This is a genomic window from Sorangium sp. So ce124 (assembly GCF_051525235.1).
Classification (GTDB): domain Bacteria; phylum Myxococcota_A; class Polyangia; order Polyangiales; family Polyangiaceae; genus Sorangium; species Sorangium atrum.
Genome location: NZ_CP150312.1, coordinates 10,355,256 through 10,381,641, shown reverse-complemented (window position 1 = coordinate 10,381,641; position 26,386 = coordinate 10,355,256). Strand labels below are relative to the sequence as shown.

General features: G+C 71.5%; 25 protein-coding genes. 13 read left to right on the top strand and 12 right to left on the bottom strand.

Features of this window, described 5'->3' with window-relative positions; genetic code table 11:
• Positions 1-95 precede the first annotated feature (95 nt).
• The 7 genes from ftsH to mnmA form a co-directional block, all read right to left on the bottom strand.
• A complete protein-coding gene (gene ftsH / locus WMF19_RS39075; RefSeq protein ID WP_272102803.1) occupies positions 96-2,042 on the bottom strand; it encodes an ATP-dependent zinc metalloprotease FtsH in 1,947 nt (648 codons plus the stop codon).
• Between the two features lie 164 nt (positions 2,043-2,206).
• A complete protein-coding gene (tilS, locus tag WMF19_RS39070; protein WP_437895008.1) occupies positions 2,207-3,208 on the bottom strand; it encodes a tRNA lysidine(34) synthetase TilS in 1,002 nt (333 codons plus the stop codon).
• Positions 3,205-3,441 (bottom strand): hypothetical protein, encoded by a 237-nt coding sequence (locus WMF19_RS39065; RefSeq protein WP_437794899.1) that lies wholly within the window; start codon positions 3,439-3,441, stop codon positions 3,205-3,207. The genes tilS and WMF19_RS39065 overlap by 4 nt, the downstream gene beginning before the upstream one ends.
• A gap of 118 nt (positions 3,442-3,559) precedes the next feature.
• Positions 3,560-4,957, bottom strand: coding sequence for a class I SAM-dependent RNA methyltransferase (locus tag WMF19_RS39060; RefSeq protein WP_437895007.1), 1,398 nt, complete (start codon positions 4,955-4,957; stop codon positions 3,560-3,562).
• A complete protein-coding gene (locus WMF19_RS39055) occupies positions 4,954-7,230 on the bottom strand; it encodes a protein kinase domain-containing protein (protein ID WP_437895006.1) in 2,277 nt (758 codons plus the stop codon). The genes WMF19_RS39060 and WMF19_RS39055 overlap by 4 nt, the downstream gene beginning before the upstream one ends.
• Positions 7,231-7,420: 190 nt before the next feature.
• A complete protein-coding gene (locus WMF19_RS39050; protein WP_437325121.1) occupies positions 7,421-8,074 on the bottom strand; it encodes a hypothetical protein in 654 nt (217 codons plus the stop codon).
• The gene (mnmA, locus tag WMF19_RS39045) at positions 8,071-9,228 is read right to left on the bottom strand and encodes a tRNA 2-thiouridine(34) synthase MnmA (protein ID WP_437325122.1); all 1,158 of its coding nucleotides are present in this window, start codon (positions 9,226-9,228) and stop codon (positions 8,071-8,073) included. Before mnmA ends, WMF19_RS39050 begins: the two co-directional genes overlap by 4 nt.
• Before the next feature lie 205 nt (positions 9,229-9,433).
• Between mnmA and WMF19_RS39040 the strand changes: the two genes are divergently transcribed.
• The gene (locus tag WMF19_RS39040) at positions 9,434-10,726 is read left to right on the top strand and encodes a response regulator (protein ID WP_437895005.1); all 1,293 of its coding nucleotides are present in this window, start codon (positions 9,434-9,436) and stop codon (positions 10,724-10,726) included.
• A gap of 40 nt (positions 10,727-10,766) precedes the next feature.
• Here WMF19_RS39040 and WMF19_RS39035 read toward each other — a convergent pair whose 3' ends face one another.
• Positions 10,767-11,375 (bottom strand): CPBP family intramembrane glutamic endopeptidase, encoded by a 609-nt coding sequence (locus WMF19_RS39035; RefSeq protein ID WP_437895004.1) that lies wholly within the window; start codon positions 11,373-11,375, stop codon positions 10,767-10,769.
• A gap of 93 nt (positions 11,376-11,468) precedes the next feature.
• Between WMF19_RS39035 and WMF19_RS39030 the strand changes: the two genes are divergently transcribed.
• The 4 genes from WMF19_RS39030 to WMF19_RS39015 all read left to right on the top strand — a co-directional run bounded on the left by WMF19_RS39030 (position 11,469) and on the right by WMF19_RS39015 (position 14,499).
• Positions 11,469-11,903: a phosphoribosylformylglycinamidine synthase subunit PurQ gene (locus WMF19_RS39030; protein WP_437895003.1), complete on the top strand. Its 435-nt coding sequence runs from the start codon at positions 11,469-11,471 to the stop codon at positions 11,901-11,903.
• A complete protein-coding gene (locus tag WMF19_RS39025) occupies positions 11,900-12,706 on the top strand; it encodes a zinc ribbon domain-containing protein (RefSeq protein ID WP_437895002.1) in 807 nt (268 codons plus the stop codon). Before WMF19_RS39030 ends, WMF19_RS39025 begins: the two co-directional genes overlap by 4 nt.
• Complete coding sequence (locus WMF19_RS39020) at positions 12,684-13,985, top strand: DNA methyltransferase (RefSeq protein ID WP_437895001.1); 1,302 nt, start codon at positions 12,684-12,686, stop codon at positions 13,983-13,985. The genes WMF19_RS39025 and WMF19_RS39020 overlap by 23 nt, the downstream gene beginning before the upstream one ends.
• A gap of 172 nt (positions 13,986-14,157) precedes the next feature.
• Positions 14,158-14,499 (top strand): hypothetical protein, encoded by a 342-nt coding sequence (locus tag WMF19_RS39015; RefSeq protein ID WP_437895000.1) that lies wholly within the window; start codon positions 14,158-14,160, stop codon positions 14,497-14,499.
• A gap of 67 nt (positions 14,500-14,566) precedes the next feature.
• Here WMF19_RS39015 and WMF19_RS39010 read toward each other — a convergent pair whose 3' ends face one another.
• Positions 14,567-15,856, bottom strand: a complete 1,290-nt coding sequence (locus tag WMF19_RS39010; RefSeq protein ID WP_437894999.1) for an NAD(P)/FAD-dependent oxidoreductase — start codon at positions 15,854-15,856, stop codon at positions 14,567-14,569.
• 173 nt (positions 15,857-16,029) lie between these two features.
• Here WMF19_RS39010 and WMF19_RS39005 point away from each other — a divergent pair, with 173 nt between their 5' ends.
• The 5 genes from WMF19_RS39005 to WMF19_RS38985 all read left to right on the top strand — a co-directional run bounded on the left by WMF19_RS39005 (position 16,030) and on the right by WMF19_RS38985 (position 20,140).
• Positions 16,030-16,341, top strand: a complete 312-nt coding sequence (locus WMF19_RS39005; RefSeq protein ID WP_437325129.1) for a 2Fe-2S iron-sulfur cluster-binding protein — start codon at positions 16,030-16,032, stop codon at positions 16,339-16,341.
• 344 nt (positions 16,342-16,685) lie between these two features.
• Positions 16,686-18,350 (top strand): isocitrate lyase/phosphoenolpyruvate mutase family protein, encoded by a 1,665-nt coding sequence (locus WMF19_RS39000; RefSeq protein ID WP_437894998.1) that lies wholly within the window; start codon positions 16,686-16,688, stop codon positions 18,348-18,350.
• Positions 18,351-18,354: 4 nt separating this feature from the next.
• Positions 18,355-18,876, top strand: coding sequence for a thiamine pyrophosphate-binding protein (locus WMF19_RS38995; protein WP_437325131.1), 522 nt, complete (start codon positions 18,355-18,357; stop codon positions 18,874-18,876).
• Complete coding sequence (locus tag WMF19_RS38990; RefSeq protein WP_012239915.1) at positions 18,873-19,436, top strand: thiamine pyrophosphate-dependent enzyme; 564 nt, start codon at positions 18,873-18,875, stop codon at positions 19,434-19,436. The genes WMF19_RS38995 and WMF19_RS38990 overlap by 4 nt, the downstream gene beginning before the upstream one ends.
• Positions 19,433-20,140, top strand: coding sequence for an NTP transferase domain-containing protein (locus WMF19_RS38985; protein WP_437894997.1), 708 nt, complete (start codon positions 19,433-19,435; stop codon positions 20,138-20,140). The genes WMF19_RS38990 and WMF19_RS38985 overlap by 4 nt, the downstream gene beginning before the upstream one ends.
• Before the next feature lie 41 nt (positions 20,141-20,181).
• Here the strand turns inward: WMF19_RS38985 and WMF19_RS38980 are convergent, their stop codons facing one another.
• Entirely contained in the window at positions 20,182-21,054 is an 873-nt protein-coding gene (locus tag WMF19_RS38980; protein ID WP_437894996.1) for a CDP-alcohol phosphatidyltransferase family protein, read from the bottom strand.
• Between the two features lie 487 nt (positions 21,055-21,541).
• Here WMF19_RS38980 and WMF19_RS38975 point away from each other — a divergent pair, with 487 nt between their 5' ends.
• Positions 21,542-21,910 (top strand): PDZ domain-containing protein, encoded by a 369-nt coding sequence (locus WMF19_RS38975; protein WP_437894995.1) that lies wholly within the window; start codon positions 21,542-21,544, stop codon positions 21,908-21,910.
• Positions 21,911-21,928: 18 nt separating this feature from the next.
• On the opposite strand, the gene WMF19_RS38970 is transcribed toward WMF19_RS38975, so the two are convergent.
• Positions 21,929-22,324 (bottom strand): YbjN domain-containing protein, encoded by a 396-nt coding sequence (locus WMF19_RS38970; protein ID WP_437325136.1) that lies wholly within the window; start codon positions 22,322-22,324, stop codon positions 21,929-21,931.
• 399 nt (positions 22,325-22,723) lie between these two features.
• Between WMF19_RS38970 and metK the strand changes: the two genes are divergently transcribed.
• Together metK and WMF19_RS38960 are read left to right on the top strand one after the other, a co-directional pair.
• The gene (gene metK / locus WMF19_RS38965) at positions 22,724-23,974 is read left to right on the top strand and encodes a methionine adenosyltransferase (RefSeq protein ID WP_437894994.1); all 1,251 of its coding nucleotides are present in this window, start codon (positions 22,724-22,726) and stop codon (positions 23,972-23,974) included.
• A gap of 321 nt (positions 23,975-24,295) precedes the next feature.
• Entirely contained in the window at positions 24,296-25,597 is a 1,302-nt protein-coding gene (locus tag WMF19_RS38960) for a hypothetical protein (RefSeq protein WP_437894993.1), read from the top strand.
• Positions 25,598-25,672: 75 nt separating this feature from the next.
• Here the strand turns inward: WMF19_RS38960 and WMF19_RS38955 are convergent, their stop codons facing one another.
• On the bottom strand, positions 25,673-26,308 hold the full coding sequence (locus WMF19_RS38955) for a phenylalanine--tRNA ligase beta subunit-related protein (RefSeq protein ID WP_437894992.1): 636 nt from the start codon (positions 26,306-26,308) through the stop codon (positions 25,673-25,675).
• Positions 26,309-26,386: the final 78 nt, after the last annotated feature.

Sequence of the window (26,386 nt, the reverse complement as noted above, 5' to 3'; positions counted from 1 at the left end):
GAGGGGACTCGGGGCGCCGCGCCATCCCGCGCGGCGCCGCAAGTGCGTTGGGGGTGCCGCCCGAGGGCGTCGGGCGCCACCCCCGCGCTCCGGGATCAGGTGCTCGGAGCGGGCTTCGGGGTGCCGAAGATGCTGGCCGCGCGGCGCTTCTCCTTGGCGGCGCGATCCCGATCGCTGTAGCTCGGGATCACGACGCGCTGGCGCTGCGGCAGCTCGCGGCCCCCGACGATGGCGTCGACCTCCTCGGCGTCCAGCGTCTCGCGCTCGAGGAGCGCCGTGGCGAGCCGCTCGAGGATCTCGCGGTTGTCCGTGAGGAGCTGCCGCGCCTCGGCGTGGGCGTCGAGGATGAACCGCCGCACCTCGTCGTCGATCTGGTTGGCGATCGTCTCCGAGTAGTCGCGGCGCCGGCTCGTGAAATCGCGCCCGAGGAACACGCTCTCCTCGTCCGCGCCGTACGAGATCGGCCCGATCACGTCGCTCATGCCGAACTCGGTCACCATGCGCCGCGCGAGGTTCGACGCTTGCTTGATGTCGTTGCCCGCGCCCGTCGTGAACTGGCCGAACACGATCTCCTCCGCCACGCGGCCGCCCATGAGCACCGACAGCCGCGCCTTGGCGAAGTCGCGCGACATGCTGAGCCGGTCCTCCTTCGGCAGCTGCTGCGTGAGGCCGAGCGCCGGGCCGCGCGGGATGATCGTCACCTTGTGGACCGGATCCGAGAACTTCTCCAGGAGCTTCGCGACGAGCGCGTGCCCGGCCTCGTGGTAGGCCGTGGTCCGCTTCTCCTCGTCGCTGATGACCATGCTGCGGCGCTCGGCGCCCATCAGCACCTTGTCCTTGGCCATCTCGAAGTCGACCATCGTGACGACGTCCTTGTCCTGGCGCGCCGCGAGCAGGGCCGCCTCGTTGACAAGGTTCTCGATGTCGGCGCCGACGAACCCGGGCGTGCCCCGCGCCAGGATCTCCATGTCGACGTCCGGACCGAGCGGGACCTTCTTCGTGTGCACCCGGAGGATGCCCTCGCGGCCGCGAACGTCAGGGCGGTTCACGACGATGCGCCGGTCGAAGCGGCCAGGCCGCAGGATCGCAGGGTCGAGGACGTCGGGGCGGTTCGTCGCGGCGACGATGATCACGCCCTCGTTCGACTCGAAGCCGTCCATCTCGACGAGCAGCTGGTTCAACGTCTGCTCGCGCTCGTCATGACCGCCGCCGAGCCCCGCGCCGCGGTGGCGGCCGACCGCGTCGATCTCATCGATGAAGATGATGCACGGCGCGTGCTTCTTGCCCTGCTCGAACAGGTCGCGCACCCGGCTCGCGCCGACGCCGACGAACATCTCGACGAAATCCGAGCCGGAGATCGAGAAGAACGGCACGCCCGCCTCGCCGGCGATCGCGCGCGCGAGGAGCGTCTTGCCCGTCCCGGGGGGGCCCATCATCAGGACGCCCTTCGGGATCCGGCCGCCGAGCTTCTGGAACTTCTTCGGGTCCTTGAGGAACGCGATGATCTCCTCGAGCTCGTCCTTCGCCTCGTCGATGCCCGCGACGTCGGCGAACGTCACCTTGTTCTGCGCCTCGCTGAGCAGCCGCGCGCGCGACTTGCCGAAGCTCATCGCCTTGCCGCCGCCGGCCTGGAGCTGGCGCATGAACAGATAGAACATCACGAGCAGGAAGACCGTCGGCAGGAGGTACATGATCGCCCCCGGCCAGAACGGCGACGTCTCTTCCTTCTCGAAGAACACCGCGACCTTGTTGTCGACGATCGTCTTCGTGATCTCGTCGGCGTTGTCAGGCCCGATCGTGACCTTCTTCGTCTTCGTCCCGCTCTTCGGGTCCTTGACCCAGAAGGTGTACTCGCGGTCCTTGATCGTGACCGACTCGACGTGCGGATCCTTGTCCTTGGCCTCGACCTGGACCTGGGCCATGAACTCGCTGAACGCGACTTGTGTGGCGGGCCGGGAATCCGGGCTCAAGAACTGCCAGATCGCCAAGAACATCATGATCAGCAGAACCCAGAGCAGCAGCGTCTTGTGCGATTGCTTCACGAGGACCCTCTAAGCTCGCGGCGGCGAGCCGGCGTGTACTGAAATTGTACGCGTGTTCCAGTCAGCATGCCACCCGTCGGCTCGGTCGTCGACCGCAGGTCTCCACCGTGGTGACGCAGCGAAAAAAGGGGACTCGACAGGGGCCGCGGGTGGGGTGCATGCGGTCAGGTCCCGCGACGTGCAGACCCGTCCTCGATAAGCACGCTGGACTCCTCTGGAAAGCCCACGGCGATCTCTTCGCCGCCGCGAACGCGGACGCGCAGCGGCCGCCCCAGCTTGCGAGCCCGCTCGAGCGCGAATCGCTGCGCCCGACCGAGCGGAATCGACAGCGGCTCGCTGCCGTCGAGGACGTCTGGATCGCCGCCATGCGGCCGATCTCGCCCGGCGACGAGCATGTCCGAGAGCGCGCAGAGGTGCTCGACGATGGCCGGCGACAGGTCCTCGAGGAGCGGGAGGAGCTCGCGGCGGACGCGGACGCGCGTGAAACGAGGATCCCTGTTGCTGGGATCCTCGGCGAACGCCAGTCGATGTCGGCCGAGGTGGGCGAGGACGTCGGCGCGGCGGGCCTGGAGCAAGGGACGGATGAGCTCGATGTTCGCCGCCGACCCCGGCTCCTGGTCCTGGCACGCCGCGCCAGCGGCGTCGGACGGGAGCGGGGCGCGCGGCGGCAGGACGGCGAGCCCACGCGGCCCCGCGCCCCGCAGCAGGCGCAAGAGCACCGTCTCTGCCCGGTCGTCCGCGGTGTGGCCGGTCGCGATCGCGCGGGCGCCGCACGCCGCCGCGGCAGCCGCCAGCGCGGCAAACCGGGCGGCGCGCGCCCTGGCCTGGAGGTTCGCGCCGGGAGCCACGTCCACGCGGGTCTCGGCGTAAGGAACCCCGAGCTGCTCGGACAGGTCGCGCGCGATCGCGAGCTCGGCCGCGGCCGCGGCGCGGAGGCCGTGGTCGACGCCGTGCGCGACCACCTCGTGGCCGATCCGCCGCCGGAGCAGCGCCAAGACGTGCAGCAGCGCGGTCGAGTCGGGGCCTCCGGAGCAGGCGCAGAGCACGACGTCGCCGCGAGCGAGCAGCCGCTCGTCCCGAATCAGCCGCTCGGCGAGGCGGATCAGCGACGGGGGGTGCGACCGGCCCCGCCTGGGCGGCGGGGGAGGTCCGGCAGGAGGGCTCATCGCAGCTCGAACGCTTTGCAGAAGATGATCTCGTCGCGCCCCTCGAGCGAGGTGCTCAGGTGCGGCGCGACCGGGTAGCCGAGCGAGCAACGAGGCCCGCGGCCAGGCGGCCCGGCGCCCGCCTCATCGGGGTCGGGGGCCACCGGATCGAACGAGGCGCAATCGGGGCAGGCGAACACGAGACGATAACGCCGCGCCTCTTCGCGGAGTCGATCGTCGAGGTGGTGAATCATCCCCGGCAGCGTAGCGCAAGCCGCCGGACGACGGCGCCACGCGGCCGCGCGCGGCCCTCCGGCCGAGCTCGTCGGAGCAGCGGTCGGAGCGGCGAGCAGGCCGGCATGCCCGCGCGGATCAGCGAGCGGATCTGCGGGCGCGGGAGAGCCGGACGATCGACTCGATATGGCTCGTCTGAGGAAAGAGCTCGACCGCCTCGATGTCCGTGATCTCGAAGCCGCCGCGGAGGATCCCGCCGAGATCGCGCGCGAGCGTGGCCGGGTCGCACGAGACGTAGACGACCACACGCGCGCTCGAGGCGGCGATCGCGCGCGCCGCGCCTGGAGCCCCGCTGCGCGGCGGATCGAGCACCACGACGTCGGTGCGCGCCGGGATCGGGTGCTGATCGGCGTCCGCCTCGATCGCCTTGCCGGCGAGGCCTCGAGCGGCGAGGTTCTGCCGCAGGCAAGCGACCGCTTCGGACGAGAGCTCGACGGCCGTGAAGGACGCGAGCCCCGCGTGGCCGGAAGCGGCAGCTCCGGCGGGCTCGGCGGCCGGGGAGGGTCGCTGCGCGCCGCGCGCGAGCAGCACGGAGAGCGTCCCGCTGCCGGCGAACAGCTCAAGGACGTGCGGCGGCCGGGTGGAGTCGAGGTGGGCGAGCTCGGCGGCGCGGCGGGCGAGGACGGCCGCCCCTTCCTCGGACGGCTGCCCGAAGCCGCCCGGCGCGAGGAACAGCGGCAGGCCGTCCGCTCCCAGGATCGCGGGCCGCGGATCGCCGAACGACGCGGCCTCGCGCGCGCCGTCGAGCGTGACGCGAGCGCCGGCCCACTCGCCGCGCGCCGTGCGCTCGTCCAGCCGCTGCCACACGGCCGGCGGCAGCTGACCACGCCACAGGATCTCGACCACCGGGCGGCTCGAGGCGCCCAGCGAGATCAGGACATCGCCCTCCCCCACGGCTCCACGGAGGACGCCGGGCAGCTCGCCGGCGAGCGGCGCGATCGCGTCGACAAGCACCACGCAGCGATCGACCGCCGCCACGGCGTGCGTCCTCGGCGCGCGATAGCCCACGCGCACCTCGCCGCGCTCCGCGCGCGCGAACAACCTCGCCCGCGACCGGTAGCCGAGCGGCAGGGGGGCCGGATGGACGCGGATCGGCGGCAGCTCGGCCTCGGCGAGCGACGTCGCCCGCGCGATGGCTTGTCGGACGATGTGCTCATGCGCGGCCTGCTGCGCCTCGATACGGACGTGCATCCAGTCGCAGCCGCCGCAGGCGTCCGCGAAGCGGCACGGCGGAGCGACGCGATCGGCGCTCGGCTCGACGACACCGAGGAGCCTACCCCTCGCCGGGCGTGCGCTCCGGTCGAGCTCGACCTCGACGAGATCCCCCGGCGCTGTCGCAGGGACGAAGACGACCTCGCCCGCGAGCCGACCGACCCCCGAGCCCCCGGCGGCCAGCGCCTCGATACGCAGCTGGGCTCGCTCGCCGGGGCGGTGCCGCGCCCTGGCACCGTTCGAGCGGCGGTGGACAGACTTCATCCCTTCATCGTAAGGCGGTGCGGGCTGATCGGGCCGGGGTGGACGATGGACGCTCGGTCGCGGAGAGCGAGACCGCGCGCGCGAAAGGCCCCCGCGGGGCGCCCCTGCACGCAGGAGCTCGACTGGCCCGTGGTCGTCGCGTCCGTCGAGGCAGGCGACGCAGGGACAGCGTCCACGCCCCTGGAGGGCGAGGACTGCACGGCGCTCGTCTTCATGTAGATCAGCGCGCCGATACCGAGCACGCACAGCACGGTGAGCGTGATGACGGCGACGAGCACGAGCGTGTTCCTGCCGTTCCCCTTGGACGCCGCGTCCTGCGTGGCGGCCCAGATGGCCGCAGGATCCGGGCGCGGCAGGGAGAGCGCCGTCTCGATCTGCGACTGCGGAGGCTGCGCTGTCGCGGCGGACGCGAACAGCTGGGCCTGCCCCACGGTCATCGGCGCCGGTGCCGCCTGCACCGGCGCGCTGACAGCGGGCGCATGGGCCGGGGCATGACCCTGGCCATTGAACGGGAGCGCATACGGGACGGCCGCGTGCCCCGGCGACGGCACAGCGACGGCGGGGGTCCTGGTCACCCGCGCGTGACGAGCAGGCTCGCTCGCGCCCTGAAGAACCGGCGGTGGATCCTGCGACGAGAGCGCGAGCGTGGACGCGAGCGGGCTGCCCAGATCGCTGTCCAGGAGGCCGCCCTTGGGGAGGGGCGCGAGCTCGCCGGTGTCGAAGTCGCGCGGAGGGTACGGGCTCGAGGAGAGCGGAGGCGGAGCAGCGTCGTGGCCGCCGGGCACGCGCGGTGGGCTCGGGTAGGCGGGCGAAAAGCCGGGGCGCGCCGTCGGCATGCCAGGACGCACCGTGGGAATGCCGGACTGGACGCCGGCCTGGCGAGGCTGCGCTGGCACCGGCTCGGGCACCGTGCCGGCCGCCGGGCGCATCATCGGGCGCTCCCCATGAGGAAGGGATCGCACCGGCTCGGCTTGCTCGCGCGTCGCGACCGTCGTCGGGACATCCTCATCGTCATCCATCAGCGATGAGGCGGACATCTGCCTGTCGTCCGCGTCCCTCGACAGCGGGCGCCCGACCGGCGCGATCCCGCTCGCCGGCGGAGCGTTCTGCCGCAGGATCTGCGGCGGCGTGAGGCGCTGCTGCGGCTCAGGCTCCCGACCGCGGCTGCGCAGCCCGACGCTGTCCGTGGCCGTCGTCGAGCTGCGCGAGCGCACCTGCTCGACGTTGATGGTGGATGTCACCTCGGCGGCCCACGCGAGGTGCGCCTCGCGCTTCTGGATGCGATCGACGAACACCTGCTGCACGAACTGCGCGACCTCTTCGGAGCCAACGAAGACCCCGCTCCTCATCAGGAAATTCTGCAGGGCCCGCGAGAACTCACGCGCGGTCTGGAAGCGATCTTGCTTGTGCTTGGCCAGCGCCTTCATGACCACGCTCTCCAGCTCGATCGGATAGTCGGGCACGATCGTGGACGGCGGCGGGACCACGCAGGCCTGCACCTTCTCGAGCGTGTCGAGATCGGTATCCATCCGGAAGAGGCGCTGGTTCGTCGTGAGCTCCCAGAGGACGACCCCGAGCGCGAACACGTCGGTCGTGCGATCGATCTCGTTGCCGCGCACCTGCTCGGGAGACATGTAGGCCAACTTGCCTTTCAGCGTTCCCGCGCGGGTGGACGACAGCCGGTCGGCCACCTTGGCGATCCCGAAATCCACGACCTTGGTGTAGCCATCGTAGGTGAGGAACAGGTTGTGCGGCGTGACGTCGCGGTGCACCAGGCCGAGCAGCTGGCCGTTCTTTCCGCGCAGCTCGTGAGCGGCGTGAAGCCCCTCTGCTGCATCGGAGCAGATGCGCGCAGCGAGCTCGGGCGAGATGCGCAGCCGGCGCTCCTCCGCGCGGCGCATCACCTCCCGGAGCGGCTCGCCGTGGAGGTACTCCATGGCGATCCAGTAGGTGTTGTCGTCCTTCCCGAGATCGAAGACCTGCGCGACATTGGCGTGGTTGATGCCAGCCGCGATGCGCGCCTCATCCAGGAACATGTCGACGAACTGATCGTCCTCGACCAGATGAGGGTGGATCCGCTTGATCGCGACCCACTTTTGGAAGCCGCCCGGGCCATCCATGCGAGCCAGGTGAACGCTCGCCATTCCGCCCACCCCGATCTCGTCGACCACGCGGTAACGGCCCAGGAAGTAGGTCCCCTGCTGCTTCTCGGACTCCTTCGCGCGCGCTTCAGGCGATGAATTGGTCGACCCGGGGCTTGGAGGTCCGCCCATTCGCGATGCGGGTCGAGGCGGGGGTTGGGGCATGAGCGGTCACTACTTTACCGCGAGTTCGCGGCGCTTTGCCATGTCGTCTCGGCCAGGACACCTTCCGGATGGTCAGCTTCAATCCACCGGGGCGCTGAAAGCTCCTGTCCCGACAGGTAGGACACCGCCTGAGGCCGAGGACGGAGTCGTGACGGGCTCAGGGGAACGGTTGCCCAGGTTGACCTCGCTCGAAGTAGAAGCGGAACCCCCCGGTGACCCGCGAGAGGAGCTCCCGAGGGATGGCGTCTGCGGGGTGACCGAGCCCTGCGTCGCGCGGATCGCCGACCCAGACGTCGAACGTCGCGTCGGTGTACTTGTCGACCGCATCCGTCTCGTTGGGATCGCCGCTGAACAGCGCCTGGAACTTGATGGTCCCGTCGACGGCGTAGAGCACGATGTTCTGGTTGTGGCAGGACCGCTGGAGGTAAAGCGCCATGTGCACGAGCGGCGCGAGCCCCTCCGGCTTCGGCGTCGGTGGAGGCGAGCCCGGCAGCTGGACGCCGGGCGGGAGCCCCACGCTCAGGTCGACGTCGAGCTTGTTCACGGTCCCGTCCCCGCGGATGAGGTCGACGTCATCGATCAGGACCGCGAGCCCGTCCGAGATCTCCTGCAGATCGCTCCCGCGCTGCACCCGGACCTGCAACGTGGAGCGGTAGGGGACCGCGGCGAAGAAGTCCGGGCTCATGTCGTAGCTGTCGTCCCAGCAGCCGGCCGCGCGCAGCCGTTCGCTGATGACCTCGCCTTCCCCCTGCCCGAGCGAGCACCCGAGCGAGAGCGCGCAGGCGAGGGGCGCGAGCGCGCGGGCCCTCATGACGCCGCCTGCGAGCGAAGGGCCGCCTTGATGCGGCCTCCCCCGAGGACGCGATCGCCCCGGTAGACCACGGCCATCTGCCCCGGAGAGACGGACCGCACCGGGCTCGCGAACCGCGCGACGAAGCTCTCCGCGCCCGTCGCGGGGTCGCGGCGCCGCTCGATGATGCCAGGCGCCGCCTCGTGCCGCGCGCGCACCCGCACCTCGGCCTCCAGGGGGAAGACCGCGTCGTCGCACCACACCGCGTCGGCGATCTCGGCGCCCGCGGCGTACAGATCGCCCTCGTCGCCGAGGTGCACCGCGCCGGACGCGGGGTCGAGGCCCACGACGAACGCGGGCCGGCCGAGCGAGACGCCGATGCCCTTGCGCTGGCCCACGGTGAAGCCGTGCACCCCGCCGTGCGCCCCGACCACGCGGCCGTCCCGATCGACGATGGGGCCGGGCCGGAGCCTGTCCGCGGCGCGCTCGGCCACGAACGGCGCGTAACGGCCGGAGGGGATGAAGCAGAGCTCCTGGCTCTCCCCCTTCTCGGCGCCCGGGAGCCCGCGGGCGATCGCCTCGGCGCGCACCTCCTCCTTGGTCGAGTCGCCGAGCGGGAAGAGGAGCCGCGACAGCTCGTCCGACCGGAGCATGTGCAGGAAATAGCTCTGATCCTTGTGCCGATCGCGGCCGCGGTAGAGGCGAGCGCCGCCCTCCTCCAGGACGACCCGCGCATAGTGGCCCGTCGCGACCCACGAGACCCCCAGCCGCTCCGCCAGCGGGAACAGCTCCCGGAGCTTGACCGAGCGGTTGCAGGCCACGCACGGGCTCGGCGTCTCACCCGCGAGGTAGGCCTCGACGAAGGGGTCGACGACGTGCTCCCGGAACAGGGCGCGCCGGTCGAACGTGTAGTGCGGGATCCCGAGGTGGTCGGCGACCCGGCGGGCGTCGTGCTGATCCTCGGGCGCGCAGCAGCGGCTTTTGACGCTGCCGTCGTCGGGGTAGTCCCAGAGGTGCAGCGTCACGCCGACGACCTCGTATCCAGCGTCGCAGAGGCGCGCCGCAGCGACGGACGAGTCGACTCCGCCGCTCATCGCGATGAAGACGCGAGCCCCCGAGGAGGCCCGCTCGCCGGGCCGCGCCGTACCGTCGGCCTCTCGGACCAGAGTTGCCATTTCCGTTCTTATAGCGTGGATTCCTCGCCGCGGCCGGACGCCGCGGGCGAACCCGCACGGGACACCGCGGCGAGCTCGCGCGGGATGCTGCGGCGAGGGCTGGCACGAGGAGCCGGGCGGCGGCGCGCCGGCGAATGAATGATCAGGCTGGCTCTCCGCCATTCACCCTTGGCCACGCCCGCAGGGCGCGTGTACCGTCTGCCAGATGCCGAGCGGGGTCGTGCTCGTGATCGAGGACGAGGAATATATCGCGGACCTGCTCGCCACCGCGATCCGGGAGGCAGGTTACGAGGTCATCTTCTGCGCCACCGCGGAGGCCGGGCTCTCCACCGCCTGCACCCTGGAGCCCGAGTGCATCGTCTGCGACATCGGCCTGCCCGACCACGACGGCTACTGGGTCGCGCGCAACGTGCGCACCCAGCCGTCCCGGGTATCGGTCACCCCGTTCCTGTTCCTCTCCGCGCTCGACGACCAGGAGGCCCGCCTCGAAGGGTTCCACGTGGGCGCCGACGTCTACATGACCAAGCCGTTCCGGGTCGGCGAGGTCGTCGCGCAGATCGGGGCGCTCGTGCAGATGGCGTCGCGCCTGCGCCAGCGGCGGGACAGCCTCATGTCCATCCCGGCGTCCGTCGATCAGACCGCGATCGAGGGCGATCTCAGCCAGATGTCGATCGCGACCGTCCTCACGGTCCTCGAGATGGAGCGGCGGTCGGGTGTGTTCGAGGTGAGCAGCAAGAAACGTCGGGCTCAGCTGGACATCGCCGAAGGGTGCATCGTCGAGGGGACCGTCGGAGGCACGCGCGCCTCGGCGCTCGCCGCGCTCCGCACCATGCTCAGCTGGAAGGTCGGACGGTTCGCGTTCGTGCCAGGCATCCGCCCCCTGCCCGCGGAGCGGACATCCATCGCTGCGTACCTGCTCGAGGCGACCCGGCTCGAGGACGAGAGCGCCCGCGTCGAGCTGCCGTTCCCGCCGTCGCGACGCCGTCCGGAGCCCCGGAGCGCGACGACGGCGCTCGGCGGACCGTCGTCCATTCTGGACGACGTCGCGCCGCCGTCGTCGCGCGTCGTGTCGGAGGAGCGCCTGCGCCGCGGGCCCACCCCTGCGCCACAGAGGGGCTCCGACCCCGCCGTGGCGATCTCCGATGGGCCGCCGTCGCTCGAGCTGAACTTCGACTTCGAGCTGGCGACCCCGGCGGCGCCGCCGACGCTGCCCTCGCTGGCCCGCAGGACAGCGAAGCCGTCGAGCCAGCGCGGCGTGCGCGTGGAGGAGAGCGAGCCTCCGACGCTCCCGCGAGCCGGGAGCCGACCGCCGCCCTCGCGACCGTCCTCGCCAGGCCGCGAGAGACAGAGCACCGCGGAGATGGGCGAGCTCTCCCGCGGGAGCGTCGCTCCCCCAGAGACGCAGCCGGCAAGCCACGAAGGCCCGCCGCGCGCGACCCCGATCCCCCCGAGACCGGTGCCGGCCAGGCCTCCCCGCCCCGACTCGAAGAAGCGCTGACGGCGGGAAAGGGGGAAGGTGAGGAAGCGGAAGCGCCGATCTAGAGCGTCATCCGCTGCTCCACCTCGTCCGGATCGTGATCGCGCAGGTAGCTCAGGTTGACAGCGTTCACGACGGCGTGCGCCAGGACCGGCCCGACGAGCGACCCCGTCGCCGCGAAGATGGCGCCGAGCCCCGCGCCCACGCCCACGGCCCAGCCGATCCACACCCAGCGGCTCGGACCGCGCATCTGGTGCATCAGACCGAAGAGGATCGCGCTCAGCGGCACACCGAGCAGCGGCGTCAGCAGCCCGCGGAAGAGCAGCTCCTCCCCCAGGCTCGAGAGGCCCGCGAGGAGCAGGATCTGGCCGAGCGAGAAGTCGCGCGCGACCGGGCGGAGCTCGGCGTGCAGGCGCCGCGCCCAGCTGAACCGCGCCACGGCGACGCGCGTCGTCACGACGACACCGGCCGCCAGCGTGAGGCCGAGCGCGGCGCTCATCAGCAGCGCGACCAGCGGCGGCAGCGTGAGCCACGGGCTCGGGTGGATCCACGGCCATCCATCCCGCAGCACCAGGCCCAGCGAGGTCGCCAGCGCCGCGAGGACGAGGTAGCCGGACGCCGCCCGCACCGTCGCGTCGGTTCGACCGGTCCGCGCCCATCGCGACGCCATGTCCCATCATGGCACGCCGAAAGAAGCCGGTGAAGCCGCGCGCGCCGTCAGGACCCCTGGCCGAGCGCCGGCAACCGGAGTACGTCGACGCCCATGCACGCGACCGTGGTCATCTTCCCCGGCTCCAACGCCGATGCCGAAGTGATCCATACGCTCCGCGACGTGCTCCAGGTCCGCACGTCGACCGGCCTGCTGCGGGTGCTCCGCCTGCCGATCGCCGACGCCGAAGGGCGGTACCAGGCTGATCCGGAGACGCTCCGCAAGCTCGTCGAGGAGCGCGCCATCGCGCTGCAGTACTGCGACCGGGAGGGGCTGGTCGGCGGCGACGCGAACCCCAACGGATCGGCGATGGACATCGCCGGCATCTACGGCGGGCCCCGGCGGAACGTGCTGGGGCTGATGCCGCACCCCGAACGGATGAGCGAGCCCTTCCAGGGCCACGGCTGCGCCGACGGGCGCGCCCTGTTCCACGCCGTGCTGCGCAGCGTAGGCGGCGCCCGCCCGGCCCCATCCGCGAGCGCGCCGTGAGGGACGCGTCGCCCGGCGCCGCCCGCTGCCGCGTGTGCGCCGCGGCGCTCGCGCCGGAGAGCGACCGCTGTCCGCAGTGCGGCGCGGCCGCGCGCGCCGAGGCCTGCCTGCACTGCGGCGGCGTGACCGGCGTCTCGGCGCACCCCGAGCTGCGCTTCGTGTGCGACGCCTGCGGCGGCCCGCGCGTCCCCGTCGCCGACGACCGCGTCGAGCGATCCGGCCGCGAGGCGCCGCTGCTCCAGAAGGCGCGCGCGGCGGCGTCGGCGCGCTCGGTCTGGCGCGCCGCAGGCATCGCGGCCAGCGCGCTGTTCGGCTTCGAGCTGCTCCTGTTCGCCGTGCTGCTGCTCGTCCTCGACGCGAGCGTCGGGCTCTTCACCGCCGGCCTCCTCACCATGGCGCCCGTCGGCGCCTTCGCCGTCTGGGCGCTCCGGCGGGCGAAGTCGCGGAGCCGGGACATCGCGCCCGCGCTCGACGCCGCCTGGGTCTCCGTCGCCTCCGACGTCGCCCGCCAGGCCGAGGGCCCGCTCACCGCCGGCGGGCTCGCCTCGACCCTCCGCATCGCCGAGTCCCAGGCCGAGGAGCTCCTCGCCCTCCTGGAGGTCAACGACGTCGTGCGCGGCGCGGTGAGCCCCGCGGGCGAGTTCGGCTATGCGCCGAAGCTGCGCGTCGGCGCGGCGCGCGGCGAAGACCGGGGCGAGGCGGGGGCCGAGAGCGTGGCGCGCGCCCTCGCCGCCGAAGAGGAAGCCTTCGCTGCCGAGCCCCTGACGCAACGGACCGCCCATGTCGACCCCGCGAAGCGCTGATCCCAAGCCGAAACCAGGTCCGCCGCAGCAGAAGGCCCGCGCGGGCCGGCCCGCGCCCCAGGAGCGCCGCGCCCTGACCCACATCGGCGGCGCGACGCTGCTCGAGGGCGACCCCGAGGGCGCCGCGAAGCTCGCCCACGCGCTCGACGTGGCCAGCTCGAGCACCGCGGAGGAAGCGGCGCGCGCGCACGTGCACGGGTTCCACAGCTACCCGGCCCGGATGCACCCGGACACGGCCCGCCGGCTGATCGAGGGCCTCTCGAGGCCGGGCGAGCGGGTGCTCGACCCCTTCTGCGGCAGCGGCACCGTCCTCGTCGAGGCCCGGCTCGCGGGTCGGGCGGCGATCGGCGTCGACGCGAACCCGCTGGCCGTGCGCCTCGCCCGCCTGAAGGTGCAGGGCAGCACCCCCGGCGAGCGCGAGCGGCTCGTCGCCGCCGCCCGCGAGGTCGCGGCCGCGGCCGATGAGCGCCGCAAGGCGCGCGCCGGTCCGAGCCGCCGGTACGGCCCCGAGGACGTCGCCCTGTTCGAGCCGCACGTGCTCCTCGAGCTCGACGGGCTCCGCGTCGGCCTCGACCGCATCGCGGGCCACGGCGCCGACGCGCTCCGCGCCGATCTCGAGCTCGTCCTCTCCGCCATCCTGACGAAGCTCAGCCGCCGCACGTCCGACACGTCGGAGCACGAGCTGCCGCGGCGGATCGCCGCCGGCTATCCGGCGCGGCTCTTCCTCCGCAAGGCGGAGGAGCTCGCCCAGCGCCTCGCCGAGGTCGCCACTCAGCTCGAAGCGAGCCCGCCCGCGCTCGTCGAGGAAGGAGACGCGCGCGTGCTCCGCGGCGTCGAGACCGGCTCGGTCCACCTCGCGATCACGTCGCCGCCCTACCCGGGCGTGTACGATTACCTCGCCCACCACGAGGCGAGGCTGCGCTGGCTACGGCTCCGCAGCGCCCGCTTCGAGCAGGACGAGATCGGGGCCCGCCGGCACCTCGACCCGCTCGGCCCCGAGGCCGGCCGCGCGCGCTGGCGCGATGAGCTCGGCGGCGTGCTCACCGCGCTCGCGCGCGTCCTCCGGAGCGGCGCGCCGCTCGTGCTGCTGATCGCCGACAGCGTGGTCGCCGGCGCGCCGGTCTACGCGGTCGACGTGGTCAGGGCGGCCGCGTCCGGCGCGCGCCTCACGGTCCGCGCGGTCGCGTCGCAGCCGCGCCCCCACTTCCACCGCCCCACGGCGCGCGCCTTCCAGCGCCGCCCGCGCCACGAGCACGCCATCCTGCTGATCCGCGCCTGACCCGCCGAGCTCGCCCCGCGGCGCGCGCTCACGGCAGCGCGCGCCGCCGCGCCTGAACCACCGAAAATTGCCCGGCGGCGCGGGCTCGTGGCAGGGTGCGACGGCTTCGGGCAGCGCGCGAGGCGGCCAGCACCGGCCTCCTGCTGCGCGCGGCGCTCCGGCGCGCGCGACGATGGCAAGAGCTCACCTGGCACTTCTTCTCTGGGGCACCTTCGCCCTCGGCTGCGGCAAGGCAGGCGGCGATCCGGGGAAGGTCGACCTCGACAGCACGGGGGTCGACGCCTGCGACAGCTACCTGGCCACGATGACCACCTGCGCGAGCAAGCTGCCCGCGGAGACCAGGAAGAGCCACGAGGCCGCGATCCGGATCGCGCGCGACGTGCTCGAGGCCAAGGCGGAGGCCGACGACGAGGCGCTGAAGGGCGACGCGAGGGCGGAGGCGCGCGTCGCGCTCGCGGCGGCCTGCAAGCAGATGAGCGACGCGGTCCTGGACCGCGAAGCGTGCGGCCGCTGAGCGCCGGGCGGCCCAGCGCCGGCGAGCGCGCACGCAGCGAGGCACGCGCGCGTCCGCCCGCCGCGCTTCACGCGAAGGCGGGCACCTCCGCCGGATAGTGCTGCCGGAGGAACGACGCCCACTGCGGCCGCCGCTCGGCGTGGAACACGTCGCCCGCGAGCATGCTGGTGATGAGCTTGCGCATCGTGGGCCGCTGGTTCGGCTCGAACAGGGTCTCCCGGAACTGGCCTTTGTAAAAACCCTGAACGACCCCAAGGAAGAGATCGACGGCGTAGCGGATCTCCGCCTCGTAGGCGGCGAACGCGGCGCGCGAGGTGTCCCCCGCGTCGAGCGCGCGGTGGATGGCCGTGGCGGCCAGATCGGCGCCCTTGATGGCGAGGTGCGCGCCCGTCGAGAAGAGCGGGTCGAGGAAGCCGCCCGCGTCGCCCACGAAGAGCCATCCATCGCCGGCGAGCTGGTCGACCCGGTACGAGAAATCGGCGAGCGCCCCCACCGGCCTGATGCGCCGCGCGCTCGCGAGGAACTCGCGCGCCCAGCCGCTCTCCGCGACGGTGCGATCGAAGAGCTCGTCGAGGCGCTCCCCCTGCGCCCGGCTCCGGATCCAGCTCGACGACACCACCGCGCCGACGCTCGTCACCTCGCCGCGGAACGGGATGAACCAGAACCACCCGTGCTCGAAGATGACCACCTGGATGTTGCCCTGGTGGATCCCCTCCTCGCGGGGCACGCCCTCGTAATGGGTGAACAGCGCGGTCTTGTCGAGCTCGGCCAGCTGCGCCTTCCGCCGCATCCTCGACGCGAGCAGCGTGTCCCGCCCCGTCGCGTCCACGATCACCGGCGCACGGAGCTCGACGACGTCGCCCGCGTCGGCGCGCGCGGCCGCGGCCTCCTCCGGCGCGGCGCCGTCGGCTCGAGCGCGAGGCCGCGCGCGCACCCCGACGGCGCGGGGGCCCTCGAACACCACCTCGACGGCCTCCCACGACTCGCGCACCTCCGCCCCGAGCTCCGCGGCGTGGCGGAGCAGCAGCTGGTCGAACGCGTCGCGCTCCACCTGGTAGGCGAACTCGAACCTCGGATCGAACGCGTCGGTGAAGCTGTACGTCCGCGTCCGCCCCGTCGACGAGCACAGGAACCGGGCGCCGTATTTGCGGAGGAACCGCGCGTCCAGCTTCTCGTCCAGCCCGAGCCGCTCGAAGACCTCGCGGGATCGCGGCAGCAGCGACTCGCCGATGTGAAAGCGAGGGAACCTCTCCCGCTCGAGCACGAGGGCCCGGCGACCGAGGCGGGCCAGCGACGCGGCGAGCGTCGACCCACCCGGCCCTCCGCCGAGGATGATTGCGTCCCAGCGATCCGTCATCGCTCGTCGTATAATGCGTGCTGACGCCCGAGAAAATGCGCTCTCGGCGTCGGTGAAAGGGAGCCGACACGCCTCCGCCGTCCGGGCCGGGGCCCTCGCGCTCCAGGCGCCGCGGGTCCTCGCGCACCCACGTGCCGGGGCTTGGCGCGCCACGCAGGGAGGAGGGATCGGCGGTGCCCACGGTCGTGTTCGAGGACGGCGCGCTCGGCCGCGCCGTCACCGCGGAGGTGGGAGCCGGCAGGCTCATCGATGTCTGCGACGACGCGCGCGCTCCGGTCGTTTTCTCGTGCCGCGACGCGCGCTGCGCCACATGCCGCGTCGAGGTCGTCGAAGGGGAGCAGCTCCTCGATCCGCCCGCACGCGGCGAGCTCGATCTGCTCGAGCGCCTCGGCGCCCCGCCGCGGCTCCGGCTCGCGTGCCAGGCGGTGCTCCGCGCGGGCTCCGGGCTGGTCCGCTTGCGCGGGGTCGTCGGCCGCGAGGGTTGAGCCGAAGGGGACGCGCGGCGAGCATCGCGCGCGCCCGCCATCAGGCACTGCATCAGGCACCGCCGCAGCGCGCACGTCCGCGCGTGGCGGAGCGCGCTCCGCCGCCTTCGCGATCGTCTGCTCCGGTCGTGCCCTGCCATTGGCGGCACTGGCGAACGGTGTTAAGGCAGGCCCCGTTCTGAGGCCCGGCTCCTCGGGGAGGAGAGCGAGATCAGGCGCCCCCCGGAGCTGCCCGCGCGCGGTGACGACGGGGCGCCGCTCGCCGGGGACGCGCACCGCAACGCATGCGGACGCGGTCGCCCGCCGGGCGTGGAGGCAACGCCGCGCGGAGGAGTGGAGGAGACGTGACCAAAGCCAGGAAGCTGCGCGAACTCATGGCCCGCCCCGGGCCGATCGTCATCATCGGCGCGCACAACGGGCTCTCCGCGAAGATCGGTGAAGAGGCAGGGTTCGACGGGCTCTGGGCTTCCGGCTTCGAGATATCCGCGAGCTACGCCGTGCCGGACGCGAACATCCTCACGATGGCGGAGAACCTCCAGGCCGCCAAGATGATGAACAACACGTCGCTCCCGGTCGTCGCGGACTGCGACAACGGCTACGGCAACGCCGTCAATGTCGTCCGCTGCGTCGAGGAGTACGAGGCGGCGGGCATCGCAGCGATCTGCATGGAAGACAACATCTTCCCGAAGCGCTGCAGCTTCTACGCCGGCGTGAAGCGCGAGCTCGCGGACGTCGAGGAGCACGCGCTCAAGGTCCGCGCGGCGAAGGCGACGCAGAAGGATCGCGACTTCGTGGTCATCGCGCGGACCGAGGCGCTCATCGCCGGCTGGGGGATGGAGGAGGCGCTCCGCCGCGGCCGCGCCTACGCGGACGCGGGCGCCGACATGGTCCTCATCCACTCGAAGAGCAAGGACCCGGACGAGGTGCTCTCCTTCGCCCGCGCGTGGGACCGCCCGAACACGCCGCTCGTCTGCGTGCCGACCATCTACCGCACGACGAGCGTCGATACGCTGCACAAGGCGGGCTTCAAGCTGATCATCTTCGCCAACCACGCGATCCGCTCGTCGATCAAGGCGATGACGGAGACGCTCCAGACGCTGAAGCGCGAGATGTACACCGGCAGCGTCGACGACAAGGTCGTGCCGCTCGAGCGCGTCTACCAGCTCGTGGGCGTCGACAAGATGAAGCAGGAGGAGTCGAGCTTCCTGCCCTCCGGCAGCCCGGGCGTCACCGCCGTCATCCTCGCCGCCGGCCAGAGCCAGGGGCTCCTGCCGCTCACGGAGGAGCTGCCGAAGCCGATGCTCGACCTGAAGGGCAAGAGCATCCTCGAGCGGCAGATCGACGTGCTCAACGCGTGCGGCGTCAAGGACGTCGCCGTCGTGCGCGGGTACAAGAAGGAGGCGATCAAGGTCCCGAACGCCCGCTTCTACGACAACGACGAGTACGCGACGACGAACGAGGTCTTCTCGCTCTTCCGCGCCTCCAAGGAGCTGAGCGGGCCGTTCCTCTTCCTCTACGGCGACATCGTGTTCGAGCGCGGCCACCTCGAGAAGCTCCTCAAGAGCCCGGCGGACATCTCGATCGTCATCGACCGCGCGTACGCCGAGGGCCAGCGGCCCAAGGACGCGCGCGGCGTGCCCGACCTCGTGGCCCTGAAGGACGCGCAGGAGGCCGGCTACCGCTTCGTCGGCGCCGAGGCGCCGCACCGGGTGGCCCGCGTCGGACGCGCGATCCCTGAGGGCGAGGCGCACGGCGAGTTCGTGGGCATGGCCATGTTCACCGCGAAGGGCGCGCGCCTGCTCACCGACTGTTACCACCAGCTTCAGGAGACCCGCGCGAAGGGCGGCTTCCACGAGGCCGAGTCGCTCCGCAGCGCGAGCTTCACCGACCTGCTCCAGGAGCTCATCGACCGCGGCGCGGACGTGCAGGCGATCGACGTCTACAAGGGGTGGATCGAGATCGACACGTTCGAGGACTACCGTCGCGCCTGGGCGCTCATCAAGGAGTGAGGCGATGTCCCACGGTTCCCACGGTTCAGGAAAATCGTATGCGCCCGAGTTCGTCGCCGCGCTCAAGGAGGCGGGGTTCGACTTCTTCGCGGGCGTGCCCTGCTCGCTGTTGAAGGGCCTGGTCTCGCTGCTCGACGCCGACGCGAGCGCTCGTTACATCTCGGCGACCCGCGAGGACAGCGCCATCGGGATGGCGTTCGGCGCCTGGCTCGGCGGCAGGCTGCCGATGGTGCTGATGCAGAACTCCGGGCTCGGCGTCTCTGTGAACGCGCTGGCCTCGCTCAGCACGATGTACGAGGTGCCCGCGCTGCTCGTCATCTCGTGGCGCGGCGAGGGCGGCAACGACGCCCCGGAGCACATCATGATGGGCGAGATCATGCTCCCCATCCTCGATCTGATGAAGATCCAGCACCGCGTCCTCCGGGCCGCCGAGCCGATGGGGCCCCAGGTGCAGTGGGCGAAGGACGTCATGCTCTCCACCAGGCAGCCGGCGGCGCTCATCGTGCCCGCGGGGGTGCTCGAATGAACAAGCTCGAAGCGCTGAAGGTGTTCACGGCGGCGGTCGGCAAGGACGACCTCGTGGTCTGTTGCAACGGCATGATCGGCCGCGAGCTCTACACGACGCAGGACCGGCCCTCGAACTTCTACATGATCGGCTCGATGGGGCTCGGCCTGTCGATCGGCCTGGGGCTCTCGCTCGCGCAGCCGCGCAAGCGGATCTTCGTGCTCGACGGCGACGGCAACGTCCTCATGGGCATGAACGCCCTCGCCAGCGTCGGCAGCGAGCGGCCGGCGAACCTCGTGCACGTCGTCCTCGACAACCGCTCCCACGCCTCGACGGGCGGGCAGCGGACGATCTCGGGCGACGTGAAGCTCGAGTCGGTCGCCAGCGCCGTCGGCTACCGCGCCACGCACCGCGCCGACTCCGTCGAGTCCTTCGAGGCGTCGCTGCGGGTCGCGCTCGTGCAGCCGGGCCCGGTGATGGTCCTCGCCCTCGTCGACGGCGGCACCGTGAAGGGCATCGGCCGCGTCGCGGAGACCCCGCAGGAGCTCGCCTCCCGCTTCGCGGCCGAGGCGCGCCGATGAGGGCGATCCTGCTCGCCGCCGGCCGCGGCCGGCGCATCGGCCGGGACGCTCCGAAGTGCCTCATCTCGATCGAGGGCAAGACGCTGCTCGAGCGCCACCTCGTGAACCTCACCGAGAGCGGCGTCACCGATCTGACGATCGTCGTCGGCTTCCGGCACGAGATGATCGAGGAGGCGCTCGCCTCGCTCCGCCCTTCGCTGAAGGTCGAGCTCGTCAAGAACCCGCGGTTCACCCACGGCAGCATCGTCTCGCTCCACGTCGCGGCCGATCGGCTGTCGGGCGGCGGGCTGTGGATGGACGCCGACGTGCTGTACCCCGCCGCGCTGCTGCGGCGCCTCGTGAGCTCGCCGCACGAGAACTGCCTGCTTGTCGACGCGAGCTCCGAGGAGAGCGGCGAAGAGATGATGGTCGGCGTCCGCGACGGCCGCATCCTCAAGATCGCGCGCCGCGTCGGCAAGGACTGGGACATCGCCGGCGAGACCGTCGGCTTCGCCAAGGTCGGTCCGCAGGGCGGCCGCGCGATGCAGCGCCTCCTGGAGGAGGAGGTCTCCGCAGGCCGCCTCGATCAGGAGTACGAGGCCGCGATGGACCGCGCTTTCCAGGAGATACCGTTCGGTATCGAGCGCGTCGACGACCTTCCCTGGACCGAGATCGACTTCGAAGAGGACGTGGAAAAGGCCCGCCGCCTGGCGAGCTCCCTCTAGAGCGGGCCCGAGCTCGGCGCGGCGCAGCCCGGTCGCCGAGTTCAGGCCACGGCCAGCTTCGCGCGCCGGGATGCGCCGCGGAGGAACCAGCCGTTCAGCCAGATGACCGCGACGATCCAGACGACCCCGCCCGTCGCGAAGAAGACCTGACCCAGCCAGAGCTGGTCGACGAGGAGCGTCAGCACCACCATCGACAGGAACGCGTCGCCGTTCGATATCGCCCAGAGCGCGCCGATGAAGCGAGTGAGCGGCGACGCCTCCTCCCGGATCAGCTGCTTTACCTGATCCGCGCTGGTCGAGGACTGGCTCCGCCGCGGGTCGAACCACTCGTGCTCGAACGCGAGGTGCCCCATGCGCCCGATGAAGACATCGAAATGGGCAAAGAACGAGGACGAGGGGCCGAGCGCCTGGATCTTCCGGCGCAGCACGTCCGCCGTCTCGTCGGTGCCCGTCTCGAAGATCGAGCAGTACTTGAGCTTGAAGTAGTCCGCGGAGAAAGAGCGGAGCGCCCCCTGGAGCAGCGCGATCAGCAGGAGAGCGTTCGTGGACACGGTCGCGCTCCACGGGCCCTCCGCCGGCGGGTGAAGGCGAACGTGCCAGAAGATGCCGGCATAAAGAAAGACGACGCCCAGCCAGTCGGCCAGGCCGTCAATGGCGTGCCCCGCGGGGCTCACCATCCTCTTCGCCCGCGCCAGCGCGCCGTCCACGCAATCCAGGATGGAGCGGAGCTCGAACACGAGCGCCCCCGCGATGAGGTGCCTCGGATCATCGAACGTCACCAGGTAACCGGCCAGCGCAGCGAAGAGCGGCTGAACCAGCGTCACCTGGTTCGGCGTGACCGGCGTCCTCATCAGCGCCCGCACGATCCAGCGCGCGATCGGGTACCGGTAGTAGCGATTGAGCGGGTCCTCCATGCGCATCTTCCACCCGCCGGGCACACCGCCGGACTGAGCGGCAGGTGTGGAGCTCTCGGCAGCTGCGCGCGGTTCAGGCATCGGTGACCCCGGCCCGGACTCTAGGGCAGCCGCCCCTGGGGACCAACTGGATTGCGACCGCTCGATGGACATGGCGTGACAGATCGCTGCGGGCCGGCGTCCTGGCGCCACGCCGCGCTTTCCAGGGCGTATCTCGCGCCGCCGGCGACCGGCTGCGTAGTCGCTTGCGCTCCCTAGGCTTCACCGAGAACCACGCTTCGCACCTCGCGTGCGTAAGCGACAGGCACACTCGAGCGCTCCCTGTCCTGTAAAATCACATTCTCTCGCCTGCGACGTTGCGATGTTGGACGAGCGCGCGCGTCCGCTGGAGCCGGTCTGACGTGGCTGTCGCGCCACGCCGCGCGCTCCGGGGGGCGCCCTGCGAGAATGGCAGCGCGCCGGGGCTCCTCGGCGCTATGGTGCCGCTGTGGCAAGCAGGTCCTGGAGCGCGGCGCTCCTGCTCGTGGCCGCGGGGTGCACCGCGAGCGTGGGATCCATCGGGGCTGTCCTTGGACGAGATAACGAGTCGCTGGCGCTCTACGTGCGCGACGTACCGCCGGGCCTCGCCGCCGAGCGAGCGGGGCTGATCCCGGGCGACGAGATCATGATGATTGATGGCGTGTATGTCCGTGATCTCTCCTCGGCGGAGGTGCGCGATCGGCTCCGCGGCGCCGTCGGGAGCCCCGTCGAGCTCACCGTCGTCCGCGGGCGCGACGTCCGGCGCGTCCGGGTCGTGCGCACGGAGCTCAGGGCGCACGAGGGGCTCAAGCCAAGAGAGGAGCAGATCCCGCCTTGAAGCGGGGCCGGTGGCCGCTCATTGCGCGGCGAGCGCCACGAGCTCGGCATAGTGCTTGTTCGCATAGAAGGAGAGGACATCGACGGCGTCGCGCACCTCGCTCGGATCGAGGTCTTGGAGGCGGTACTCGACGCTGAGAATCACGTCGCCCTCCTCGTCGGCCGAGAGCTTGGCCATGTTGATCTCACGGTTCAGCTGGAGCAGGCGCCGCACGATCACGTCGCCCTCCTCGAGCTCCAGCGGGAGCCGCACGAACGGGATCACCGCGAAGACGACGAAGGGGGGCGAGAGCCGCACGAACAGCGGGAAGTGCCGCTCGGCCCCCTGGAAGTCGCTGCGCATGGTGTCGTTGGATACGACCTCTACAGCCCAGCCCTCGCGCTCGAGGCACGCCTTGATCTCGTCGAACGTCATGCGCGGCATCATAGCCTCTGGCGGCGCGCCTCCGGGAGCACACCGGCCGGCGGCCCGACGCCCCCCGCTCGTCCGGTCTCACGGCTGATCCCACCGGCGAGCTCCCCGCGGCAGCGCAGCTCCTTCGCCTGGAGCAGGGAGCGCGACGCACCGGGAAGCAAGGAAGCTAGCCGAGTGAGAGTGCTGCCCAGGCAGCAGCCGCCGCGAGACGTCGGTGCGGCTCGACAGCGACAGCCGCCAGCGCCGTCCACACGGCGGTCCACACTGATGACCGACAGCCCGGAGGCAGCTCGTCCGGCCGGCGCTTTTGTCCGCGGAAGGCCGCGGCTCGCGTTGACGGTGCCCCGCGCTCGAACTATGCGTAGAGGTCCGATTTCGAGTCCGCCGAAGGAGCGATTCATGCGCCGTTACCAGTTCACATCCGAGTCCGTCACCGAAGGACACCCCGACAAGGTGTGCGACCAGATCTCCGACGCCATTCTGGACGGGATCCTCGAGAAGGATCCGACGGCCCGCGTCGCGTGCGAGACCCTGGTGAAGACGGGGATGGCCGTCGTGGCCGGCGAGATCACCACCTCGGCGTGGGTCGACATGCCGGTCGTCGTGCGCAACACCATCAAGGACATCGGCTACACCGACGCCGCGATGGGCTTCGACTACGAGACGTGCGCGGTGCTCACGGCGATCGAGAAGCAGTCGCCCGACATCTCCCGCGGCGTCACCGAGGGCGAGGGCCTCTTCAAGGAGCAGGGGGCAGGCGACCAGGGGCTTATGTTCGGCTATGCGACGGACGAGACGCCGGAGCTGATGCCCTCCCCGATCAGCTATGCCCACCGCCTCGCCCGGAAGCTCGCGGATCTCCGCAAATCCAAGAAGCTCGACTGGCTGCGCCCCGACGGCAAGACCCAGGTCACGATCGAGTACGAAGATCAGACGCCCGTGCGCGTGAGCGCCGTCGTCGTGTCGACGCAGCACAGCCCCGAGGTCAAGCACAAGACGATCGTCGACGCGGTGCGGAGCCTGATCATCGAGAAGAGCATCCCGGCCAAGCTGATGGATCGGAGCACGAAGATCTACGTGAACCCCACCGGCCGCTTCGTGGTCGGCGGCCCCTTCGGCGACGCCGGCCTCACCGGCCGCAAGATCATCGTCGACACCTACGGCGGCATGGGCCGGCACGGCGGCGGCGCCTTCAGCGGCAAGGACCCGACGAAGGTCGACCGCTCCGCCTGCTACTACGCGCGTTACGTCGCGAAGAACGTCGTCGCCTCCAAGCTCGCGGCGCGCTGCGAGGTGCAGATCGCCTACGCCATCGGCGTCGCCCAGCCGGTCGGCGTCCACGTGAACACCTTCGGCACGGGCCGCGTAGGTGAGGACGTGCTCGAGAAGTACATCATGCAGAACTTCGACATGCGGCCGAAGGCGATCATCGAGCAGCTCGATCTGCTGAAGCCCATCTACCGAAAGACGGCCGCGTACGGCCACTTCGGGCGCGACGAGTTCACCTGGGAGAAGACGGACCGCGCGGCCAAGCTGGCCGAGGACCTGCTGCGCCCGACGCTCGCCGCGGTCCCCGCGGCCACGAACGGCTCGGGGAGCAAGAAGGAGCCGAAGCGCAAGGGCAAGAAGGAAGTGGGCGCCCAGGCCTGATCGTTCGGAACGCTCCGCCCGCTGCGCGTGAGCAGGGCGAACCGTGACGGCCCCTCGGAGGGGCCGAGAGCGCCGGCGCTGTCGAAGCGCCGGCGTTCTGCGTTTTGTCGACCCAGCCCGCCTCTCCCGGAGCGCGCATGAACATGGCGCCTGGGTCGGATGCAGGTGCCACGATGTGGGCACCCACCTCACAAAAAAGCACCGCCATTTGCCGGGATGGGCTGACTGCTGCGGCCGCTTCTGCTGATAAAATCATCGACGACTCCCGTATCGCCGGATCGACCGAACCTCCCTGGTTCCATGCGACCTCGAGGAGCACCGATGAAACCTTGGTTGAATTTCTTGAGCCTCATCACTGCAGCAGGGTGTGTGGGCGCGGCCTGCACCGGGAACATCGGACCGGTAGGCGGCCTCGATGTCGGGGAGGGCGGCGCCGCGAGCGCCTCCAGCACCGGCGGGATACCGCACACGACAGCCGAAACGACGGTCGACGCGTCGACCGTCGCCACGTCCGCGGGTGTGGGCACGGGGAGCGCGGGCTGCAGCGGCTCGCCGGATGTCGACGACGACGGCGACGGCTTCACGGAGCTCGACGGGGACTGCGACGATTGCAACGCGCTGGTCAACCCGCGAGCGCTCGAGCTGCCGACGGTCGGTGGAGAAGGGGGAGCCTCGCCGGAGCCCGTGGACGACGACTGCGACGGCATCGCCGACAACGTGCCCGAGCCGTGCGACGACGGGATCCCGCTCGACGACCTGGATCCGCTCAGCGCCGCGAGGGCGGTCGAGCTGTGCAAGATGTCGTCCGGGCCCGACGACTGGGGCGTGGTCTCTGCGGCCTGGGTCATGGTCGACGGCGCGCCGCCGCCGCAGGAGCCCGAGCTGCTCGCCAACTTCCACCTCGGGCACGGCGTCCTCCCCGCGTTCGGGCCCAACGTCCCGCCCAGGGCGGGCAAGCGGCTGCTCGCCCTCTCGAGCGGCACGGCGCGGACGCAGAACGACGAGGGGTTCGAGAGCCCGGAAGGCTTCGACAAGAAGTACGAAGGTGATTTCCCGCAGGGCTTTCCGAAGGTCCCTCGCAACTGTGAAGATCTCGTGCAAGCGAAGCCGTCCGACCCGACCGCCGTCGAGATCACCATCCGGGTCCCGTCGAACGTCCACGGCTTCGCGTTCAACGTCAATTACGTCACGTTCGACTGGCCAGTCGTCTGCGACAATTTCAACGATTACTTCGTCGCGTTCCTCTCGCCGCGGCCGGCCAACCTCATCGATGGCCACATCCTGTTCGACAGCGAGAGGAACGCGATGAGCGTCAACAGCACCTTCATCGACGTCTGCGGCTGCGCGGGCGGCCCGCCCTGCGATCTCGACGGCAGGGTCTACGCATGCACCCGCGGGACCCGGGAGCTGCTCGGGACGGGGTTCGAGAGCCGCGCTGGGACGAGCTGGCTGGTCACCTCGGCGCCCGTGGAGCCGAACACGGAGATCAAGATCCGATGGGGGGCGTACGACGCCGGAGACCATCAGCTCGATTCGACCGGGCTCGTCGACAACTGGCGGTGGCTCACCGACAAGGACGAGAACGTGATCACGCTCCCCGACGCCCCTGCGGCGAAGCCGTAGGGCGCACCGGCAGCGGCGGCGCGCACACCGGCGTGCGCGGGAGGCGCCGGCCAGCGCGCCCGCGCGCCGGGGCGATCAGGCCACGAGCGGCGCGTCCGAGGTCGCCGCGCCGACGCCGGCGAGCAGCTCCTTGTACCAGGCGGCCGCCCCCGCCGCGCGGCCCGGCAGCGCGCGGCTGCCCCAGAGGACCGAGAGCGTGCGGGTCGTCCCCGCGTGCGTCTTCGCCCGCTGCGCGTCCTTCACCGCGTTCGCGCACGGGCCTTCCGCGTCGAAGACGCAGAGGAGCCCCTCGAGGTCGATCTCCTGCCCCGAGGCGTTGAACACGTAGCGGGAGCCAGCGGGCGCGACCTCGATGCGGAGCGGCGGGCGGGCGCGGTCGAGATCGATCACGCTGATGGGCAGGCCGGTGTGCAGCGACACGGCGTTGCACGCGTCCACGGCCGCGTTGATGGCCGCGAGCGATCCCCCCTCGGCGGCGCGGATGAGGTACTCGGAGGCCGGCTTGCCCCTTCCGGTCGGCTTGTAGCCGCCGTGCCGGAGCAGATCGCGGACCGCCGACCGCACGGCGTCGTCCGAGCGGAACGGGGCCGAGGCCTTGTCGGACAGGAGGCCGCGGAGCGCGTCGCTCCCCTGCAGCTCGCCGAGCGGCGCGGGGAACGTCGTGACGAAGGCGGCGACTTCGAGCAGAGGATGTGCCGGGAGCGTGAGCACGCGGCGCACTCTACACCAGCGGCGAGGCTGCGCGAGCGCCATCCTCGGAGCAGGTCGTGACGGCGAGCTGCTCGCCAG

Bases quoted from the DNA above. Each gene is read 5' to 3' on its own strand.
- tilS (WP_437895008.1), bottom strand. From the start codon at position 3,208: ATGAGCCCTCCTGCCGGACCTCCCCCGCCGCCCAGGCGGGGCCGGTCG.
- WMF19_RS39065 (WP_437794899.1), bottom strand. From the start codon at position 3,441: ATGATTCACCACCTCGACGATCGACTCCGCGAAGAGGCGCGGCGTTAT.
- WMF19_RS39060 (WP_437895007.1), bottom strand. From the start codon at position 4,957: ATGAAGTCTGTCCACCGCCGCTCGAACGGTGCCAGGGCGCGGCACCGC.
- WMF19_RS39055 (WP_437895006.1), bottom strand. From the start codon at position 7,230: ATGGGCGGACCTCCAAGCCCCGGGTCGACCAATTCATCGCCTGAAGCG.
- WMF19_RS39050 (WP_437325121.1), bottom strand. From the start codon at position 8,074: ATGAGGGCCCGCGCGCTCGCGCCCCTCGCCTGCGCGCTCTCGCTCGGG.
- mnmA (WP_437325122.1), bottom strand. From the start codon at position 9,228: ATGGCAACTCTGGTCCGAGAGGCCGACGGTACGGCGCGGCCCGGCGAG.
- WMF19_RS39040 (WP_437895005.1), top strand. From the start codon at position 9,434: ATGCCGAGCGGGGTCGTGCTCGTGATCGAGGACGAGGAATATATCGCG.
- WMF19_RS39035 (WP_437895004.1), bottom strand. From the start codon at position 11,375: ATGGCGTCGCGATGGGCGCGGACCGGTCGAACCGACGCGACGGTGCGG.
- WMF19_RS39030 (WP_437895003.1), top strand. From the start codon at position 11,469: ATGCACGCGACCGTGGTCATCTTCCCCGGCTCCAACGCCGATGCCGAA.
- WMF19_RS39020 (WP_437895001.1), top strand. From the start codon at position 12,684: ATGTCGACCCCGCGAAGCGCTGATCCCAAGCCGAAACCAGGTCCGCCG.
- WMF19_RS39015 (WP_437895000.1), top strand. From the start codon at position 14,158: ATGGCAAGAGCTCACCTGGCACTTCTTCTCTGGGGCACCTTCGCCCTC.
- WMF19_RS39010 (WP_437894999.1), bottom strand. From the start codon at position 15,856: ATGACGGATCGCTGGGACGCAATCATCCTCGGCGGAGGGCCGGGTGGG.
- WMF19_RS38995 (WP_437325131.1), top strand. From the start codon at position 18,355: ATGTCCCACGGTTCCCACGGTTCAGGAAAATCGTATGCGCCCGAGTTC.
- WMF19_RS38990 (WP_012239915.1), top strand. From the start codon at position 18,873: ATGAACAAGCTCGAAGCGCTGAAGGTGTTCACGGCGGCGGTCGGCAAG.
- WMF19_RS38985 (WP_437894997.1), top strand. From the start codon at position 19,433: ATGAGGGCGATCCTGCTCGCCGCCGGCCGCGGCCGGCGCATCGGCCGG.
- WMF19_RS38980 (WP_437894996.1), bottom strand. From the start codon at position 21,054: ATGGAGGACCCGCTCAATCGCTACTACCGGTACCCGATCGCGCGCTGG.
- WMF19_RS38970 (WP_437325136.1), bottom strand. From the start codon at position 22,324: ATGACGTTCGACGAGATCAAGGCGTGCCTCGAGCGCGAGGGCTGGGCT.
- metK (WP_437894994.1), top strand. From the start codon at position 22,724: ATGCGCCGTTACCAGTTCACATCCGAGTCCGTCACCGAAGGACACCCC.
- WMF19_RS38960 (WP_437894993.1), top strand. From the start codon at position 24,296: ATGAAACCTTGGTTGAATTTCTTGAGCCTCATCACTGCAGCAGGGTGT.